Origin of the sequence: Thermophilibacter provencensis, assembly GCF_900128445.1 — a bacterium.
Classification (GTDB): Bacteria; Actinomycetota; Coriobacteriia; order Coriobacteriales; family Atopobiaceae; genus Thermophilibacter; species Thermophilibacter provencensis.
This window is the reverse complement of record NZ_LT671417.1, coordinates 1,358,835-1,377,051: the sequence shown is the minus strand read 5'-3', so window position 1 is coordinate 1,377,051 and position 18,217 is coordinate 1,358,835. Positions and strand designations below refer to the sequence as shown.

Annotated in this window: 20 protein-coding genes; 7 read left to right on the top strand and 13 right to left on the bottom strand. The window is 68.1% G+C overall.

Going from position 1 to position 18,217, the window contains the following annotated elements:
- Positions 1-378 carry a cyclophilin-like fold protein gene (locus BQ7391_RS06250; RefSeq protein ID WP_075279815.1) on the bottom strand — a complete coding sequence of 126 codons (378 nt, stop codon included), beginning with the start codon at positions 376-378 and terminating at the stop codon, positions 1-3.
- 129 nt (positions 379-507) lie between these two features.
- On the opposite strand from BQ7391_RS06250, the gene BQ7391_RS06245 reads away from it, so the two are divergent.
- Positions 508-1,392, top strand: a complete 885-nt coding sequence (locus BQ7391_RS06245; RefSeq protein ID WP_075279814.1) for a LysR family transcriptional regulator — start codon at positions 508-510, stop codon at positions 1,390-1,392.
- Positions 1,393-1,438: 46 nt separating this feature from the next.
- Here the strand turns inward: BQ7391_RS06245 and BQ7391_RS06240 are convergent, their stop codons facing one another.
- From BQ7391_RS06240 to BQ7391_RS06225, 4 genes are read right to left on the bottom strand one after another with little or no spacing between them, the layout of a single operon-like run.
- Positions 1,439-1,762, bottom strand: a complete 324-nt coding sequence (locus BQ7391_RS06240; protein WP_075279813.1) for a twin-arginine translocation signal domain-containing protein — start codon at positions 1,760-1,762, stop codon at positions 1,439-1,441.
- Between the two features lie 37 nt (positions 1,763-1,799).
- A complete protein-coding gene (locus BQ7391_RS06235; RefSeq protein ID WP_083662131.1) occupies positions 1,800-2,297 on the bottom strand; it encodes a cyclophilin-like fold protein in 498 nt (165 codons plus the stop codon).
- Positions 2,294-2,464 (bottom strand): hypothetical protein, encoded by a 171-nt coding sequence (locus BQ7391_RS12355; protein WP_159437351.1) that lies wholly within the window; start codon positions 2,462-2,464, stop codon positions 2,294-2,296. The genes BQ7391_RS06235 and BQ7391_RS12355 overlap by 4 nt, the downstream gene beginning before the upstream one ends.
- A 9-nt stretch (positions 2,465-2,473) precedes the next feature.
- The gene (locus BQ7391_RS06225) at positions 2,474-3,655 is read right to left on the bottom strand and encodes an iron-containing alcohol dehydrogenase (RefSeq protein WP_075279812.1); all 1,182 of its coding nucleotides are present in this window, start codon (positions 3,653-3,655) and stop codon (positions 2,474-2,476) included.
- A gap of 165 nt (positions 3,656-3,820) precedes the next feature.
- Here BQ7391_RS06225 and BQ7391_RS06220 point away from each other — a divergent pair, with 165 nt between their 5' ends.
- Positions 3,821-4,462: a TetR/AcrR family transcriptional regulator gene (locus BQ7391_RS06220; protein ID WP_075279811.1), complete on the top strand. Its 642-nt coding sequence runs from the start codon at positions 3,821-3,823 to the stop codon at positions 4,460-4,462.
- Between the two features lie 28 nt (positions 4,463-4,490).
- Here BQ7391_RS06220 and BQ7391_RS06215 read toward each other — a convergent pair whose 3' ends face one another.
- The 5 genes from BQ7391_RS06215 to BQ7391_RS06195 all read right to left on the bottom strand — a co-directional run bounded on the left by BQ7391_RS06215 (position 4,491) and on the right by BQ7391_RS06195 (position 10,252).
- Entirely contained in the window at positions 4,491-5,642 is a 1,152-nt protein-coding gene (locus BQ7391_RS06215; protein WP_075279810.1) for an aldo/keto reductase, read from the bottom strand.
- A 68-nt stretch (positions 5,643-5,710) separates the two neighbouring features.
- A complete protein-coding gene (locus tag BQ7391_RS06210; RefSeq protein ID WP_075279809.1) occupies positions 5,711-6,214 on the bottom strand; it encodes an NUDIX hydrolase in 504 nt (167 codons plus the stop codon).
- 8 nt (positions 6,215-6,222) lie between these two features.
- Positions 6,223-6,420, bottom strand: a complete 198-nt coding sequence (locus tag BQ7391_RS06205) for a hypothetical protein (protein ID WP_075279808.1) — start codon at positions 6,418-6,420, stop codon at positions 6,223-6,225.
- A gap of 171 nt (positions 6,421-6,591) precedes the next feature.
- Entirely contained in the window at positions 6,592-8,358 is a 1,767-nt protein-coding gene (locus BQ7391_RS06200) for an ABC transporter ATP-binding protein (RefSeq protein ID WP_200799588.1), read from the bottom strand.
- Between the two features lies 1 nt (position 8,359).
- Positions 8,360-10,252: an ABC transporter ATP-binding protein gene (locus BQ7391_RS06195; protein ID WP_075279807.1), complete on the bottom strand. Its 1,893-nt coding sequence runs from the start codon at positions 10,250-10,252 to the stop codon at positions 8,360-8,362.
- A 118-nt stretch (positions 10,253-10,370) separates the two neighbouring features.
- Here BQ7391_RS06195 and BQ7391_RS06190 point away from each other — a divergent pair, with 118 nt between their 5' ends.
- Positions 10,371-11,339, top strand: a complete 969-nt coding sequence (locus BQ7391_RS06190; RefSeq protein ID WP_075279806.1) for a helix-turn-helix domain-containing protein — start codon at positions 10,371-10,373, stop codon at positions 11,337-11,339.
- A gap of 244 nt (positions 11,340-11,583) precedes the next feature.
- Positions 11,584-12,858: an ATP-binding protein gene (locus tag BQ7391_RS06185; protein ID WP_075279805.1), complete on the top strand. Its 1,275-nt coding sequence runs from the start codon at positions 11,584-11,586 to the stop codon at positions 12,856-12,858.
- A 208-nt stretch (positions 12,859-13,066) separates the two neighbouring features.
- Here the strand turns inward: BQ7391_RS06185 and BQ7391_RS06180 are convergent, their stop codons facing one another.
- The 3 genes from BQ7391_RS06180 to BQ7391_RS06170 all read right to left on the bottom strand — a co-directional run bounded on the left by BQ7391_RS06180 (position 13,067) and on the right by BQ7391_RS06170 (position 15,878).
- The gene (locus tag BQ7391_RS06180) at positions 13,067-14,749 is read right to left on the bottom strand and encodes an FAD-dependent oxidoreductase (protein ID WP_075279804.1); all 1,683 of its coding nucleotides are present in this window, start codon (positions 14,747-14,749) and stop codon (positions 13,067-13,069) included.
- A gap of 64 nt (positions 14,750-14,813) precedes the next feature.
- The gene (ahpC, locus tag BQ7391_RS06175; RefSeq protein WP_075279803.1) at positions 14,814-15,377 is read right to left on the bottom strand and encodes an alkyl hydroperoxide reductase subunit C; all 564 of its coding nucleotides are present in this window, start codon (positions 15,375-15,377) and stop codon (positions 14,814-14,816) included.
- Positions 15,378-15,584: 207 nt separating this feature from the next.
- Positions 15,585-15,878: a DUF6796 family protein gene (locus tag BQ7391_RS06170; protein ID WP_075279802.1), complete on the bottom strand. Its 294-nt coding sequence runs from the start codon at positions 15,876-15,878 to the stop codon at positions 15,585-15,587.
- A gap of 309 nt (positions 15,879-16,187) precedes the next feature.
- Between BQ7391_RS06170 and BQ7391_RS06165 the strand changes: the two genes are divergently transcribed.
- Genes BQ7391_RS06165 through BQ7391_RS06155 form a run of 3 tightly spaced genes read left to right on the top strand, consistent with a single transcriptional unit; the run spans position 16,188 to position 18,210 of the window.
- Positions 16,188-16,565 (top strand): GntR family transcriptional regulator, encoded by a 378-nt coding sequence (locus BQ7391_RS06165; protein WP_075279801.1) that lies wholly within the window; start codon positions 16,188-16,190, stop codon positions 16,563-16,565.
- Entirely contained in the window at positions 16,565-17,482 is a 918-nt protein-coding gene (locus BQ7391_RS06160; protein ID WP_075279800.1) for an ABC transporter ATP-binding protein, read from the top strand. The genes BQ7391_RS06165 and BQ7391_RS06160 overlap by 1 nt, the downstream gene beginning before the upstream one ends.
- On the top strand, positions 17,482-18,210 hold the full coding sequence (locus tag BQ7391_RS06155) for an ABC-2 transporter permease (protein ID WP_075279799.1): 729 nt from the start codon (positions 17,482-17,484) through the stop codon (positions 18,208-18,210). The genes BQ7391_RS06160 and BQ7391_RS06155 overlap by 1 nt, the downstream gene beginning before the upstream one ends.
- Positions 18,211-18,217: the final 7 nt, after the last annotated feature.

Genomic DNA, 18,217 nt, shown 5'->3' with positions numbered 1-18,217 from the left:
CTAGTCCGTTTGCCCCGCCTCTAGGGAGAGAAGGGCGTCGAGCCGCCCGTCGAGCGCGCGCAGCACCTCGAGCGGACCATCGACGCGTCCGATGGTGAGCTGGTCTCCGTAGCGCATGGAGTTCCTCTCGTCGTCGAAGAAGATGGCGAGCCAGCCGCCGGACGGGTTGTAGTTGAGGTCCCCGTCCGTCCAGCCCCGGTGCACGAGCGCGGGGTCGGCGGGCAGCGAGAAGGGCAGCGCGCCGCAGCACCCCACGGTCGAGGCGCACATGCGCAGGGCCAGCGGGAGCCGCTCGGCGAGCGCGCGGGCGGCGGGGGTTTCGTTGAGCGTGGCGTGCACGGTGACGTCGCCCAGGCGCACGGCAATCCGCCTTCCCACGGCACCTCCCCTCGCCGCCCCACTTCGTACGTCTCCAGTGTGGACCCGGGCGAGAGAGAATACAATTGCTTATAATCTATATCGAGATATGCATTTTGCTTATATGACACAACCCGTCTGGGGGAAGCCATGGAGCTCAGGGCGCTTCGCTACTACCTCGCCGTCTGCGAGTGCGGGACCATGTCGCGCGCCGCCGAGGAGCTGCACGTCACGCAGCCGGCGCTCTCGCGCCAGATCGCCGGCCTCGAGCGCGAGCTCGGATGCGAGCTGCTCGAGCGCCGCAGCCGCAGCGTGCGTCCAACCGAGAAGGGCCTCTACCTGCGTCGCCGCGCCCAGGAGATCGTGGGGCTGGCAGACCAGACCTCGGCGGACTTCTCGCATGACGACGACATCGTGGCGGGCGACATCCACATCGGCGCCGGCGAGAGCGCGAGCATGCGTCTCATCGCCCAGCGCGTGCGGGCCTTCCGCGAGCGCTATCCCGACGTCCGCTTCCACCTGCACAGCGCGGTGGCGACCGACCTCGTCGAGCGCCTGGAGCACGGGCTCGATGACCTCGCGGTACTCATGTCCTACCCCGAGGACGAGCGCTATTCCCACCTGAGGCTGCCGCTCAGCGACGCATGGGGCGTCGTCGTGCGCGAGGACGACCCGCTCGCCGCGCGCGAGGTGATCTCGCCCGCCGACCTCGCCGCGGGGCCGCTCGTCATGCCCGAGCGCTCGTGGACCGGAGAGCGCCTCGCGGGGCCGCTCGCCGCCTGGTTCGGAGACGAGGGGGACGACGTCGAGGTCGCGGCGACCTACAACCTCTCCTTCAACGCCGCGCTGCTCGTACAGGAGGGCGTGGGCCGCATGCTCACCCTCGAGGGGCTCACGCCGGCCGGGCCGGGCAGCGGCCTCTCCTTCCGCCTGCTCTACCCGCCCGCGGTCTCGATCATCGACGTGGTGTGGAAGCGCACCGCCACTCCCTCGCGCGCGGTGCGCCTGTTCCTGGAGAGCCTCCGGGAGACGTGACGGGGCGGCACGCCGAGGCGCGCGTTTGGCTCGGGGCTGAGACGCGTCATGCGCAGGCGAGAAGAACGTCGGGCCGAGGCCGCCACGCCCCCACCCGCCTCAGGGTGAACACACGCGAGAGGAAGTCCCCGCGCCCGGACGAGAGCTTGCCCGCGATCTCCTCGGTGTTGCCGGTGGCAGAGAAGTACGCCACGAGGACCGAGCCGGACGCGGCGGGCGCATCCCCCGCAGCGGTGTCCTCGACCGGTGCCGTCTGGCCGTTTGCCGCAGCGTTTCCGTCCAAGCCTCCGTCTTGCGCTTCGGAGCACCCCGCGAGCATCGTCGCCGCCGCCATCGCGGCGGCCTGAAGCAGGTTCCTTCTCGTCAGCATTTCCTTCTCCCCTCTCTCTGCGGGCGACGCCCGTCGCCTACTCCACCAGCGCGACCTCGATCGCGCCGGAGAGCCCAGAGATCGCGCCCGCACCATCCACCGCCCGCCCCAGCTCGTAGAGCGCTCCGCTGGGCGAGAAGGGCCCGTAGAACATCACCACGTCGCCCCACGGCTCGTAGTACGCGAGCGTCCCTGCCTCGCCGGACTCGGCGAGCGGCGCGCCCGCCACGTCAAGCCCCTCGGGCGGGTAAAAGACCTTCTCGTTGTCCGAGAAGTCCTCGACCTCCAGCGTCAGCGGCAGCTGGGAGAGAAGCGCGTCGGCCGCCGCGCTGTCGTTGAGCTGATAGGTGACCGTCGCTTCCCCGCAGGTCACGGTTATGGTTCTCCCGTCTGCCGTGGCATCCTCCTCCACTGGGGCGCTGACCGGGGCACCCGCCGTCGACCCCGCGCCGTTCCCCTCCCCCGAGCAGCCGCCCAGGAGCGCGCCGGCTCCCAGCGCGGCCGCCACGGAGAGGAAGTTACGACGGGTCATCATGCCCGTACCTCCCTTGCAAAGTCCGCGCACGGCCCGATGACGTCACCGGTGCGCAGGTAGCTGTAGGTGGGGAACTCAAAGAGGACCGGCTTGACGCGCTCGTAGCCGACCTTGCCCTCCTCGGGGAATGGCGCAAAAGCGTGCAAAAGTGCCTGTCCCTTTTGCACGCTTTCGCGCTACAGGCTGGCGCGGAAGATCGAGATGACCTCGTCGCGCGTCAGGACGTGGTAGCCGCCCTGCATGATGAGGGTGGAGTCGGCCAGGCCCTCGAGCATGGACTCGTCGGCGCCGAGCTCGGAGATGCTCATCACGCAGCCGATCTCGCGCATCCACGCCTCCATCGCGTCGAGACCCGCCACCGCGAGCTCCTCGGTGGTGCGCCCCTCCGGCGAGACGCCCCACACGCTGGTCGCAAAGCGCGCGAACTTCTCCAGGCCGTACGGCATGACGAGGCGGTAGTACGGCAGCGCCACGGCCGAGAGCGTCATGCCGTGCGTGGCGTCGGTGTGGGCGCCCACGGCCTGGCCGAGCATGTGGACCTCCCAGTCCGTGGACTTGCCCTGCGCGATGAGGGTGTTGAGCGCCCAGGTGGCGCACCACATGATGTTGGAGCGGGCCTCGTAGTCCTCCGGGTTCTTGACGGCGACGCGGCTCGCGCGGACGAGGCTGCGCATGAGGCCCTCTGCCAGGTAGTCGCTCGTGCTGTCGTCGGTGCCCGAGAAGTACTGCTCGGTGATGTGGCTCATGATGTCGAAGATGCCCGCGACCATCTGGTAGCGCGGCAGCGTGTAGGTGAACTCGGGGTTGAGCACGGCGAAGCGCGGGAAGACGCGGGCGTCGGCGAAGACGTGGCCGACCTTCATCTTGGCCCCGTGGTTGGTGATGACCGACCCGCAGTTCATCTCCGAGCCGGTGCCCACCATCGTGAGCACCGAGCCGACGGGGATGACGTCGAGGTCGACCGCCGGCTCGTCAAAGTCCACCCAGTACTTCTGCCAGGGGTCCACGCCCTCGGGCAGGTTGGCCGAGACGGCCACGGCCTTGGCGTAGTCGATGCACGACCCGCCGCCCACGGCCAGGATGAGGTCCACGTGGTTCTCGCGCGCGATGCGCGCTCCCTCGTAGAGCTTCTCGACCGTGGGGTTGGGCATGACGCCCGCGTCCTCCACCACGTTCTTGCCCGCCGCGGCAAGCGCTGCCACGACCTGGTCGTAGATCCCGTTCCGCTTGATGGACCCGCCTCCGTAGACGAGCTGGACGTTCGGGCCGTAGGCCTCGAGCTCCGCCGCGAGGGCATCCATGGCGTCCTGGCCAAAGATGAGCTTGGTTGGGTTGTGGTAGGTGAAGTTGCCGAGCATGTCCGTTCCTCTCGCCGAAAGCGTGTGGGAAGGGGCGGTCCCCGTCCCGGTTGCCCTATAGGTTACGTGACGTCACGTAACTTGTAAAGGACCAATTGACACAAGTTTGCTAATTTATATTCCGGCTGCGCTATACTTCACGTACCGAGAAGCACGGAGGGTCCCATGGCCGAGTTCATACGGGCGCGCAGCGCCGAGCAGAAGGAGCAGCGCCTCGATCAGATCAAGGACGCGGTGCGGCGCCAGTTTGCCACGCGCCCCTACCACGAGATCACACTCACCACCATCGCCGACGAGCTGGGGTGGTCGCGCGCCAACCTCTACAAGTACGTGTGCACCAAGGAGGAGGTCTTCCTGCTGCTCACGGCAGACGAGCTCGACGCCTACTTCGACGCGCTCCTCGCCGCGCTGCCCGAGGGCTGCGGGCTCGCGCCCGACGTCATCGCCGAGGTGTGGGCGGGGATCGCCAACGCGCACCAGGAGTACTTCCGCCTCGGCGACCTGCTCTCCACGATCATCGAGACCAACGTAAGCGTGGAGCGTCTCGCGGACTTCAAGCGCGCCTACTACGACCGCGTGGCCGACATGCGCGAGCGCCTGCCGCAGATCATTGACATGGCGCCCGAGCGCGTGGAGCCGCTTCTGCTTGCCATCTACTACCACGCCGTGGGCTTCGTGAGCGCGTGCTGGAAGAACCCGCTTGTCGCCGAGGCGCTCGAGACGATCGGCCACGAGCGCCCGCAGCTGGACTTCCGCGCCGAGATGCGCGACTTCATCGGGATGTGCATCGCGCACTACGCCCGCTAGCCCCGCACGGCGAGAGGGGCCGCGCCGCCTAGCAGCCGAAGAGCTCCGCGGCGGCCGCCATGCGCTCGGCCACGCGCACGCCGAACGGGCATCGGCCCTCGCACGCGCGGCACGCGATGCACGCCTCGGCCGTGGCGCCGAGGGCGCGGTAGTGCTCGCGCAGGGAGTCCGGCACCTCGTCGTAGGCGCTCGCCAGGTCGAAGAACTTGTTCACGGAGGCGATGTCGATCCCCTTGGGGCACGGCGCGCAGTGGCCGCAGTAGGTGCAGCTGCCCAGGTAGGCGTGGCGCGGGGCCCCGGCGAGGACGCTCGCGTAGTCCTTCTCGGCAGCCGAGGCGCCCTCGTAGGACACGGCCTCGGCGACGTGCCCCGGCGTGGAGAACCCCACCATCACGCTCGCCACCGCCGGGCGCGTGAGCGCGTAGTGGAGGCACTGCACGGGCGTGAGTGCCACGCCGAAGGGCGACTGCGCCGCGTCGAAGAGCCGGCCGCCCATATATCCCTTCATGACCGTGATGCCCGTGCCCGTCTCCTCGGCGAGGGCGTAGAGCTCTGCGCGCTCGGGGGTCATGCCGTCCATGGCGGCCGACTCGCCGCGCTCGTCGAAGTAGGCTTCGAGGTCGTCGGTCGCGGGCATCATGTCAAAGGCCGGGTTCACGGAGAAGAGGATCATCTCCACCTCGGGATCAAGCACGGCCAGGCGCGCGACCTCGGGGTTGTGCGTGGAGAGGCCCACGTGGCGGACGGTGCCGGAGGCACGCAGCTCGCGGACGTAGTCGATGAAGGGACCGGACATGACGGCCTCGAAGTCGTCGACGCGGTCCACGTAGTGGATCATGCCGAGGTCCATGTAATCGGTGTGGAAGCGCGCGAGAAGGTCCTCGAAGGCGGGCTTCACCGCGGAGAGCTCGCGCGTGCGCACGTACTGCCCGCCCTGCCACGTGGAGCCAAGGTGCCCCTGGATGACCCAGCGCTCGCGCAGGCCCAGGTCGAGCAGGGCGTCGCCGAGGTTGGAGCGGCGCGTCGGGTCGGGCATCCAGCAGTCGAGGATGTTCACGCCCGCGGCGTCCGCGGCCTCGACCACGGCGCGCGCCTCCTGCGGCGTGCCGTCCATCCACTCGCCGCCGAAGCCGATCTCGCTCACCCTGAGGCCCGTGCGGCCCAGCTCCCGATAGCGCATGCCAGCTCCCCTCTCGCTCGTTTCCCCATGGTAGCGCAGCGGAGGGAGCCGCAGGACCGCGGCGGCGCTCACGCGTCCAGCGAGAAGAGCGCCGCGGCCGAGCCGGCCTCGCGCCATGCGGCAAGCGCCCCGAGGCGCTCCCGCGTCGAGGCGGCGAGCGGCTCCGGAAGCGCGTCCGGGGCGAACCAGCCCACCTCCAGGCTCTCGTCGTCTGCCACGCGCGGCTCCGCGCAGCCTCCCTCCGCAAGCCGGCAGGAGAACATGAGGTCCAGGTACTGCGTCTGGTCGCCGTTTGCGTAGACCGTGAGGTGACGCGACGCCCTCACGCGCACGAGCGCCCGCGGCTCCACGTCAACCCCGGTCTCCTCCCTGACCTCGCGCACCACCGTGACCGCCGGCTCCTCGCCCGGCTCGTTGATGCCGTAGACGAGCGCCCACTCCCCCGTGTCGGCCCGGCGGCCCAGGAGCACACGGCCGTCGGCGTCCTCGACGTAGGCGGTCACGCCGACAAGCCACAGCGGGTCGTGTCCGATCTTCTCGCGCAGGCGCACGATGAACTCGGGCGTTGCCATGCCCTCCCCTAGCGACGGTCGTGGCGGTCCGGGAACTCGATGCGAATCCTTCCGCCACGGACAAGAAACCAGACAATCACAGCAACCAGAACGAGCGGCAGCAGGCTGAGCGCCCCCGCTATCACGTTCACCACGAAGGAGATGACGAGCGCCACCACCACCGCCACCAGAAAGACGGCGAGAAACGCGCCAAGAAGCTCGGGCATGGGACCTCCGTCCACCTCAGTTGCATGGAGCCAAGTATATCCGTCCGACGGCCAGCGCGCCGCCGCACGCGGACAACTCGGCGGCGTGAGCCTTGGCGCGCGACGCTCCGTCGGCGTCCCGGCGCTCGCGACAAAGCGGCGACGGGGGGCGATGGCCCCCGCCGCCTGCCGTCAGGAGAGCGACCAGCCGAGGCTCTCCCGCTGGATGCCCACGAGCCGTGCGTAGAGGCCTCCCGCCGCCATGAGCTCGGCATGGGTCCCCCGCTCGACCACGCGGCCGCCGTCCAGAACCACGATCTGATCGGCGCCTGCCACGGTGCGCAGGCGGTGCGCGATCACGAGCACCGTCCTGCCGGCGCAGAGCCTGCTCACGGCGTCCTGCACGAGCGTCTCGTTCTCGGGGTCGAGCGAGCTCGTCGCCTCGTCCAGGAGCACGATCGGCGCGTCCTTGAGGAGCGCCCGGGCGATGGAGACGCGCTGGCGCTCGCCGCCGGAGAGGCGCGCGCCGTTCTCACCAAGGCGCGTGCCCCAGCCCTCCGGCAGCCGCCCAACGAACTCCTCGCAGTGGGCGGCCCGGGCCGCGGCGCGCACCTCCTCGTCGGTGGCGCCGGCGCGCCCCATGCGGATGTTCTCCATGACCGTGTCGTCGAAGAGCGTCACGTCCTGGAATACCACGGACACGTTCCTGAGCCACGACTCCTCGTCGAGCCCGGCCAAGTCCACTCCGCCCGCCAGGACCGCTCCGGACGTCGGCGAGAAGAACCGTGCGACGAGCTTGGCCACGGTTGACTTGCCCGACCCGGAGGGGCCCACGAGCGCCGTGACGGTACCCGGCTCCATGCGGAGGGAGACGCCGCGCAGGACCTCGCCGCCGCCCTCGGCATACGAGAAGCGCACGTCGGCAAGCTCGACGCCCTTCTCGCCCAGCCCCGCGGCGTCACCCGAACCCGTCGCGACCGGCTCGTCGGCGAGGGCCCTGAGGCGCGCCGTGCGCCCCGATAGCTGGAGGAGGTTCGGCAGCTGCGAGAGAATCGAGGTGATGGGCCCGTACACGCGCGAGGCGATGAGCAGGAACATGAGGAGGGTCAGGAAGTCGACCTCGCCCGCCGCGAGCAGCGCCGTGCCCACGAAGACCGTGAGCCCGACGCCCGCCTGGAGCACCGTCGTGGCCGCCGAGACGCACACGTCCACGGAGAGCTCCACCCGCATCGCTATGTCGCGCAGGGCCCCGAGCGCGGCGCGCATGGGCGCGGACCGCGCGCCCGCCTGCCGGCACGCGCGGATGTCTCGGATGCCCCCGACGTAGTCCATGAGGCGGGCGGACGCCGCGAGGCGCGCGCCGGTCTGCCGCGCGAAGAGCCGCCTCTCGTGCCCGCGGGCGGCGAGCACGATGACGAGCGCCGCCGGCAGCGTCGAGAACACGCAGAGGGCGAGGCGCCACTCGAAGAAGGCGAGCATGACGCACACGACCGCCGTGGAGACGCAGCTGGCGACGAGCTGCGGGATGGTGCTCGACATGAGCGACTCGCGGCTGGAGACGTCCCCCATGAGGTTCTCGGTGAGCTCGGAGAGGTCGCGCTGGTTGAAGAAGGACATGGGGAGCCGCCGCAGGTGCTCGGCGAGGCCCATGCGCGTGGCCTCGGTCTCGCGGTACGCCGTCACGTACGTGCGCCGGTAGTCGTTGCGCGCGCAGAGGAACACGGCGACGAGGCCTGCGACGCCCGCGGCGAAGAGGCCCCAGAGGGCCCGCCAGTCGACGTCCTGCCCCGTGAGCCGCATGAGCACCACCCCGAACGCCATGACCGTGATGGCGAAGGGCACCATGAGGGCGAGGTTGGTGAGGGTGCACGCCGCGATGGCGCGCTTGAGGCCGCGGTAGCCCTGGTCCGTGAGGGCGAGCGCGCGCTGGAGGCGCGGGATCCTGTCCGGGGCAGCCATCTTAAGCCACCTCCCTTCCGTTCGGCGCTTCCGACCCGATGCCCCACGAGAGGGCCTGCGTGTAGCGCTCCCACATGCGCGCGTAGGTTCCGTGCGCGGCGAGCAGGTCCTCGTGCCGGCCCCGCTCCGCCACGCGGCCGCCGTCCACGACCACGATCTGGTCCGCGCCCGCCACGGTCGAGAGCCGGTGCGCGATCATGATCACGGTCCTGCCCGCCATGAGGCGCTCGAACGCCTTCTGGATGAGGTGCTCGTTCTCCGGGTCCGAGAACGCCGTGGCCTCGTCGAGCACCACGATGGGCCGGTCGGCGAGGATGGCGCGGGCGATGGAGACGCGCTGCGCCTCGCCGCCGGAGAGGTGCACGCCCTCGCTGCCGTAGACGGTGTCGTAGCCCTGCGGCAGCGCCCGGATGAAGGCGTCGGCCTGCGCGGCGCGCGCCGCCGCGACGACCTCCTCGCGCGTGGCGCCCGGACGTGCCATGCGGATGTTCTCGAGCATGCTCGCCCGGAAGAGGTGGACGCCCTGGAAGACGAGGCTCACGCAGCCCATGAGGTCGTCGGGGTCGATGTCGCGCACGTCGACGCCGCCGATGCGCACGGCGCCCGCGCCCACGTCCCAGAAGCGGGCCACGAGGCTGGCCACGGTGGACTTGCCCGCACCGGACGGGCCCACGATGGCGCAGGTGGTGCCGGCGGGAACGGTGATGCTCACGTTCTCGAGGGCAAGGGGAGCCACGGGCGCGCCGCCCTTCTCGCCAGCGCCCTTCTCGCCCGCGTCGTACGAGAAGGACACGTCGTCGAGCACCACGTCAAAGCGCTCCGGAACGCGCGCGGCAGCCGGGGACGGCACGGGCAGAGCCGGGATGCCGAGCACCTCGTCGATGCGCGAGAGGTGGGAGGAGATGATCATGCTGTCCTCCGAGATGTACATCATCTTGTTGAGCGCGCCAGCGATGGAGGGTACGAACAGGAGGTAGAAGATGAAGTCGAGCGCGAACGGGCGGAACGCGCCGCCGGAGAGCCCCGCGCCGAGCACGATGCCCACCGGCAGCACGAACAGGTAGGCGTTGTTGATGATGGCCGTGAAGGCGGGCATGAGGCTCTGCCAGAAGAGCGCCACGTCGAGGGCGAGGTCCGTGTAGGCGCGGACCGCGGCCGAGAGGCGGCCGAAGGACTCCGCCGTCTGCCCGAAGGTCTTGACCACCGGCATGCCGCGCACGTACTCCACCGTGGCGTTCGTCATGAGCTCCTGGTTGACCAGGTGGCGCCTCATCTTCTCCGTAATGGCCTTGTTGGAGAAGCCTGCCGCCTCGACGCCGAACGCCGCGACCACGCACGCCACCGCCGCGAGGCCGAAGCGCCAGTCGAAGACGAAGAGCAGCGCCACGATCGCCACCGGCGCCGTGAACGCCGCCGCCATGTCGGGCAGCGAGTGGGCGAGGAACCCCTCGATGGCGCCGACGCTCTCGTCCATGACCTTGTTCACGCGCCCCGTGCCCAGCTCCTCGAGCCGCCCCAGCGGGATGCGCCCCAGGTGCTCGACGACCTGGAGCTTGAGGTTGTACTCGGCATCGAAGGCCGCCGAGTGCGCGCAGAGAAGCGCCGCGAGGTAGAGGCCGATGGTGCCCGCCACGCCCCCGAGGGCCATCCAGCCGAGGCCCGCCATGCGCGCCGCGTCGAGCGCCGCGAAGTCCGGGTAGACCGCGATGACGTCCGCCACCACGAGGTACACGGCAACGAACGGCACGAACGAGCACGTCGAGGACAGCGCCGAGAGCGCCATGGAGAGGTAGATGAGCCACCTCCCGCCCCCGGTGAAGCCGATGACGCGCGTCATCCAGGACTGCTGCCTTGGCGGCCGCCCCTCGACCGCGTCCTTCTCGCCGTTGGACATGTGGCCCCCTTTCCGCTGCGACCGCCTGGAGAGGCCCGGCATGCCACCCGGTCGTCGCAGCAAGTTAGAATAGGTTTACAGTCATTCTGTACGTGCAAGCTTCCAGGAGGCGCCGGACATGGCAAAAACGACCGCGAGAAGAGCCGAGCGACCAGGCGGAGAGGCCGAGCTCTTCCAGGCCGCTGAGCTCGAGCGCATGGGTCTGCTCCCAGAGCCGGGCACGCCGTGCGCGGGCACGCTCTTCGTGGGCGACGGCGTACGGGCCCAAGGCTGGTACCACGCGTGGGCAGGCGACGGTTTCACGGTGGCGACCTGCGACTTCACGATGCTCGTGGACACGCTCTTTGGCATCGACACCCGACGCTACCTCACCGTGCGCGCGCCCGCGGCGGGCGGGGACGGGCCTGCCGCCATCGCCTACATCGAGACGCGCGAGGGTTGGGTCACCACACCCGTCCCCGCCGGAGCACACTTTGCGTACACGGAGGTCGAGTACTTTGACGGGGCACTCCGGGACGCGTTCGCGGATCTGGGGTGGGGCTCGGTCGAGGAGGTGTCGGCGCTTCTCACCGACATGCGCGGCAGCCTGGGCTGGGCACCGGGCGTGCTGCTGGCCCTGGACGAGATCGGACGTGCCGACCGCGCGGGCACCGGAACGCCACTCATCTACGAGGGCGCGTCGAAGCTGCTGCTCGGGGCACTCGTCGAGACGGCGGCAGCCGCGCTTCCCGCCGACCGGGGCGCTCGCACCGGCATCCTCGCCGCCCTTGAGCTAGCCAACGCGCGCCTGCGCGACGGGGCGAGCCAGGAGGAGGCCGCGGCGGCGGCCGGAATGGGCCTCACCACGTTCAAGCGGCTCTTCCGCCAAACGACGGGCAGCTCATGGGCAGCCTATCTTACGGCGCGGCGCATGCGCGAGGCCCAGCGCCTTCTTGCCGTCGGCTCCACTGTCGAAGAGGCCGCCCACGCCGTGGGCTACCGCTCCCCCACGAGCTTCTCAGCAGCCTTTGCGCGTGTCTGCGGCATGTCTCCCAGTCAATGGCGGGCCACAAATCGCATGACTGCCACCCGTGTCGATGACGCCTGACATCTCGTTCGCACGATACGACGACGCTCGTCACCGTCCCTTCTTACCCGACGCGCAAGACACGTTCCTGCGCTTCGCGAGCACGATGTCCTTGAGGCCGGCGCATTCCATCTCCCGCTGAGCGAGGCGTTAATTCCTGTCAGCCCGTCCGATACAGTGGGTGATTTTTTACTAATGTTGTCGAGTATATTCGACGAATTCATTATACTTTAGCTAAGTGTATTCGACAGAATGAGCGGAACAGATGAACCACGACCTTCTTAAACGCGTCATCTTCGACCAACATGAGATCATCCGAAACGCCCATATCGTTCCAAGGCGCTACACGCTCGACCCGGAGGCAAACTACGTCATCACGGGGCTCCGCCGCGCGGGAAAGTCGACCTTGCTGTATGACATGGTCCGCAATCTCGTCAGCAGTGGCATCGCCTGGGAGCGCATCATATATATCAACTTCGAGGACGAACGCCTCGTTGACTTTGTCTCCACCGACTTCCAGGACATCCCACTCGTCCAAAGCGAGCTCAGCGACGAGCGTGGCTACTACTTCTTCGACGAAATCCAGAACATCCAGCACTGGGAACGGTTTGCGCGTCGGCTTGCTGATGCCGGCGAGCGCGTGCATATTACCGGAAGCAACGCCACGATGCTCAGCGGTCAAATCGCCTCAGAGCTCGGCGGGAGGTTCTTCTCCCTGCAGGTAAGCCCTTATCGCTTTGACGAGTATCTCGACGCCAAACATCAGGACCACACCGGCTCCGCACTCTACACGACGCGTGAAATCGGACGCATCGCCCGTCACTTTGACGAATTCTACCGTCAGGGTGGGTTCCCCGAGTCACTGCGCTACACACCACAGCGCGCGTATGTGGAGAACGTCTACCAAAAGGTACTCCTCGGCGATATTGCAGCACACTACAAGGTGCGCAACGTCAACGCGCTGCGCGTGCTCATGAAAAAGGTCGCCGAGACCGTTCGCAACGAGGTCTCGTACTCGACGCTGCACAACGCCCTGAAGGGCATCGGGTTCTCCATCTCAAAGGATACGCTCATCTCCTATCTCGAATATGCGAAGGAGGCGTACCTCCTGTTCAGCATCAGCAACGCCACGGCGGCGTTCGTCGAGCGCGAGGGAAGCCCCAAGTACTATTACTCAGACAACGGTCTGCTCGGCCTCTTTCTTGTCAATCGCGAGACGGCGCTGCTGGAAAACGAGATTGCCGTTGCGCTCTGCGACCGGTTCGGCGAAGACCTTCGCTACCTCAAGTCATCAAGGACCGGCATTGACGTCGATTTCTACCTCCCCGAGGCTGGAATTGCCATCCAAGTCGCCTACTCGATTGCAGGAGAGGCGCGGGAGCGAGAAGTCGGCAACCTCGTTCGCCTGGCAAAAGTGGATTCCTCCGTCACTCGATTCCTCATCGTCACCAAGGAAGAAGAGGAGGTCATCGACGCGGATGGCATCTCTATTGAGGTGATGCCGGCATGGAAGTTTCTCTTAGGCGAGTGCGGCTCCTGATTGAGCATAGGCGCGGAATCCTCGACCAATCCCGGGCCTTCCGAACCTAAAGCCGGGACCGGTCGCTGGGCCGGCGGTGCCAGCGCTTCCGGAGAGGCGCGCCGCATGCGCGAGGCCCAGCGTCTTCCTGCCGCCAGTTCCACTGTCGAAGAGGCCGCCCCGATGGCGGCCATGCCACCGGGGCGGCATCGAATGACCAGGGCGTCGGCTACCGGGCAATCTCCTCGAGCAGCTGGGCTAGGTTCTTCTTGCCAAAGGTCACGTGCTCGTGGCCGTCGGCGTGGCGGATGACCACGCACGGCACGCTCATGGCGTTGTAGCGGTCGCGCAGCTCCGGGAAGTGCGCGACGTCAAACGCCTCGGCCGTGACACGCGGGTTGAGCGAGGCGATGCGCTGGGCGGAGAGCACCGTCTCCGGGCACATGGTGCACGAGAGCGAGACGAGCACGCGTATGTCGACCTTCTCGGCAACGGCCTCTGCCGCCGAGCGATCCACCGCATCGATGGGCTGTCCGGGCCCGGCGGCGTTGTAGAGGCCGAGCACGAAGCTCGTGAACTCGTGACCGCCCGGCACGCCATGGAAGGCAAGGCCCGTGGGCGTGCCGTCAGCCGTGCGCACCTGCACGCAGGGGAGCTCGGCGGGGTTGGCCGCGGCGCGCTCCGCCGCATCCGCGACGGTGACCGTAAGCTTATTTGTCAGCGCAGCAAGCTCGTCCATATACCCCTTCAGCTCGATGGCGACGGGACGGTCGTCAAGCAGCAGGTGCAGCTCGAGCGGGCGCTCCATGCGCGAGAAGACCGTGTCGAGCTGGGCCAGCACGTCGGGCGAGAAGAGCGACGCCGTCTCTGCGACCGCCGCGGCCAGCTCGGCGGGACCTGCGTCGCGAGCGGCGGGGGCCGGACGCGACGCCGGCGCCTGCGGCACGAGGCCCGTACGCTCCTGAGCGGCCTTGAGGTAGCGCTCCATGTCCGTCGCGGTCTGGGCGGCCTGCCCCACGGCCGTGGCAACCTGGCGCAGGGTCTTGACGCAGACGTCGCCGGCTGCGAAGAGCCCGTCGGCAGACGTCATCTGGCGCTCGTCGGTGAGCACGTAGCCGTGTTCGTCGAGCTCGGCTATTCCGCGGACGAGCTCGGTCGCCGGCGCGTAACCAACGAAGACGAAGACGCCGAGGCTCTCGCCCTCCGGCGCGCGGAACTCGGTCTCCTCCCCCGTCAGGTTGTTGCGATAGCGCAGGTGGCGCAGCGCGTTGTCTCCACCCGCCTCGACGACCTCGGTATTGTAGAGCACGTCGACCTTAGGGTGCCGCTTGACCTCCTCGGCAGCTGCAGGCGCGCAGGAGAAGTCGCTCCCGCGAACGAGCACCGTCACGTGACGCGCGTACTTTGTGAGAAAGACGCTCTCCTCGGCAGCCGCGAAGCCGCCTCCCACCACGAAGACCTCCCTGCCGGTGAAGAACTCGCCGTCGCACGTGGCGCAGTAGGCCACGCCTCGACCACGAAACTCGTCCTCGCCCGCAAATCCCAGGCGCCGTGGGCTCGCCCCCGTGGCGAGAAGGACCGCGAAGCACGAGACCTCTCCCCTCGTGGTGCTCACGCGCTTGACGTCACCCGCGAGGTCAAGCCCCGTGACCTCGGCGAGCATGAACTCGGCACCGAAGGCCTCGGCCTGGCGGCGCATCGTCTCGGTGAGCTCGGATCCGCTCGCGCTGAGCACGCCGGGGTAGTTGACCACGCTCGCCGTGATGGTGATCTGCCCGCCGAAGCGGTCCCTCTCCACCACGAGCACGCGGTAGCGGGCGCGCGCCAGATAGAGCGCGGCCGTGAGCCCCGCAGGTCCGCCACCGATGATCACGGCGTCATAGAGCCTCGCCTCGTCGTACTTCTCGCCCATGAGTCCTCCCTATGAAAAAGCGGCCGCAGCCGGATGCCGGCTGCGGCCGCGACGTCAGCACCCGTTACAGCTGCCCCACCAGGTCGAGGCTCGGCTTGAGCGTCTCGGCACCCGGCTGCCACTTTGCGGGACACACCTGGTCGCCGTGCTCCGCCACGAACTGGGCCGCCTTGAGCAGGCGCAGCAGCTCGTCGGCGTTGCGGCCGACGCCCCCGGCGTTCACCTGATAGACCTGGACACGCCCCTCGGGGTCCACGATGAAGGCGCCACGCTCGGCAAGGCCGTCCGCCTCGATGAGCACCTCGAAGTCGCGGCAGAGCGCGTGCGTGGGGTCGGCGAGCATGGGGTAGCGGACCTTGGCGATGCGCTCGGAGGTCTCGTGCCACGCCTTGTGGGTGAAGTGTGTGTCCGTGGAGACGGAGTACACCTCGCAGCCCGCAGCCTGAAACTCGTCGTAAAGGTTGGCGAGGTCCTCCAGCTCGGTGGGGCACACGAAGGTGAAGTCGGCCGGGTAGAAGAAGAACAGGCTCCAGCGGCCGAGCACGTCTGCCTTGGTGACGGTGTGGAAGTCGTTGTCCTGGTACGCCTGGACGGAGAAGTCCGAGATCTCCTTGCCGATGAGGGACATGGTTGCTCCTTTGCGATCGGGTCGCCGGACGGGCGACGGACGTGGGGTGTCTGAGCTATCTCCCCCGGTACTCCAATTGTCCCCACAAGTTAGATAGTTCTTACTTTTGACGCGTGCTGAGCGATTTCTACACAAGTTAGCCATAGTTTTCTTTTTGGGCCGAAAGGTCGGGAGGACCTCACCGTCTCGCCAACCTCGAGAGAATGGTCACGACGCGAAGGCCAGAAGCGCGGCCACCGCCCACATCAGCCAGGGGAACTCCCCCGTCGCGAGCATCGGCAGCCCCACGAAGCCCATGACGTAGAGGAACGCGGCGACGGGGCCCAGAAGACCTCCCAGTCTCACGCGCCCCTCGGGAAGGTCTCGCATGATCTGGGCGTAGGGGCGCAGGGTGCCGTCCATGTTGTAGGCGCCCGGCGTGTAGTACAGCAGCATGTCGCCCGCGAACATGACGAGCGAGCCGAGAAGGCCGACTGCGAGAAAGGGAACCGGGGACGCCATCTCAACCTCCAGACTAGGCTGCTCTTATAATTTAGCTTAACCTAATATTTTAGCCATCCACTGAGATTCCCGCGGAAAGCGCGCGCCAAACGCTTGCGAAGGCCCCGCCACGCCCCGCTCAAAAAAGTCTCGATTCTTCCTTGCACTGTGTATAGGTGAGTATATACTGTAGTTATCGGGTATACACACTATACCCGTAGGGGAAGCGCGAAGACGTCCGTGCGACCCCTGCCGCGCACCGGGGACGCCCGAGGTGCGGCTCCCCGACGGGGGACGCCCCGCCGGGCCGGGAGGAAGGAACCGAGTCACGTGGAAATCATCATCTCGAACGCGAGCAACAAGCCCATCTACGAGCAGATTACCGACCAGGTCAAGGCCGCGATCCTCGCGGGCGAGCTGGCCGAGGGCGAGCAGCTGCCGTCCATCCGAACCCTCGCGAGCTCGCTGCGCGTGAGCGTCATCACCACCAAGCGCGCCTACACGGACCTCGAGGCGGCCGGGTTCATCGAGACGGTGCAGGGAAAGGGGAGCTTCGTCGCCGGCGGCAACATGGAGCTCATCCGCGAGGAGCGGATGCGCGGCGTCGAGTCCCTGCTCACGCGCGCCATCGCAGACGGCCGGGCCGCCGGGCTCTCCGACGGGGAGCTCAAGGAGATGTTCAACCTACTCATGGAAAGTGACGACTGATGAACACTCACACCTCAGACACCACCACCGACGCGCCGCTCGTCAGCGCGCGCGGGCTTACCAAGCACTACGAGGGCTTCTCACTGGAGGGCGTCGACCTCGACGTCCGCGAGGGCGAGATCGTTGGCTTCGTCGGCAAGAACGGTGCCGGCAAGTCCACCACCATCAAGGCCCTTCTCGGCCTCATCGCAACCGACGGCGGCACGTCGAGCGTGCTCGGCACGCCCAGCGAGCTGCTCTCCCGCCCGGAGGGGGCGCACGCCAAGGAGCGCGTCGGCGTGGTCTTCGACACGGTCTCGCTGCCCGGCCACCTGCGCGTGCGCGACGTGGGCACGATCTACGCGCGCGCCTACGACCGCTGGAACGCCCACCGCTTCTCAAGGCTCATCGACACCTTCGACCTCCCCGTCGAGAAGTGCGTTAAGGACCTCTCTCGCGGCATGGGCATGAAGCTCAGCCTGGCCTGCGCCCTCAGCCACGACGCCCACGTCCTGATCCTCGACGAAGCCACGGCGGGGCTCGACCCCATGGCGCGCGACGAGGTCCTCGACCGCCTGCGCGACTTCGTGGCCGAGCCCGGCCGCGCCGTCCTCATGAGCAGCCACATCACGAGCGACCTCGAGCGCATCGCCGACCGGGTGATCTGCATCGACGAGGGACGCATCGTCTTTGACCTGCCCAAGGACGCCATCACCGACGAGATGGGCGTCGCCCGCTGCCGCGTCGCGGACTTCGAGCGCGTGGCCGCCTCCGGGATGGTGCCCGAGAGCGAGCTGCGCTACCTGCGCCACGAGTACGGCATCGACGTGCTCGTCCCCGACCGCTACGACTTTGCCCGCCGGTTCCCCGAGATCCCCTGCGACCGCATGACCATAGACGACTACCTCACGCTCACCCTGAAGGGCGGTGTCCGATAATGAAGCGCGCCTACCTCGTCGAGATGACCATCTTCGCAAGCTACGTGCGTCAGCTCCTGCTCCTCGGCTTTCTCGTCTCCCTGTTCGTCTGCTGCGGCATGCAGTCCATCATCGCCGCCCCCGCGATCCTGACCTGCATGTGCTTCATGACGGGCGCCATGAGCGCCGCAGGCTACGACGAGCAGAACAACTGGGGGCTCTTCCGCCTCACCATGCCGCTCTCCCGCCGCGACGTCGTGCTCGCCCGCTACGGCGTGATCGTGACGCTCGGGCTCGTGGGCCTCGCGGCGGGGCTCGTGGGCGCGGGGCTGGTGACCGCCCTTGCCACGTTCGTCGACCTTCCCATGGGGCTCTCCGCGGTGCTCGCTTACCGCTTCGAGGACGTCCTCGCCACGCTCTTCTCCTCATTCTTCTGCATCTTCATGGGGTCGTTCGTCGCTGGCGTGGTCACGCCGCTCTACTTCCGCTTCGGGCAGTCCAAGGCCACGCAGTACCTCCCGCTCATCATGGTGCTCGTCTTCTTCGTGCTCCCCGTCTCGCTGATCGGAAACAGCGGCCTGCTCGACGGCGGAATCGTGGGCACCGACGCCCTCACCAGCCTGCTCGCCTTCATCGAGACGCCGGCGGGCGTGGCGGCGAGCATGGGCGTCCTTCTCGCGGCGTCCGCGCTCGTGCTGGCCGTCTCCGCCGCGGTCTCCCTGCGCCTCTACGAGCGCCGAGAGCTCTAGGGGGTGA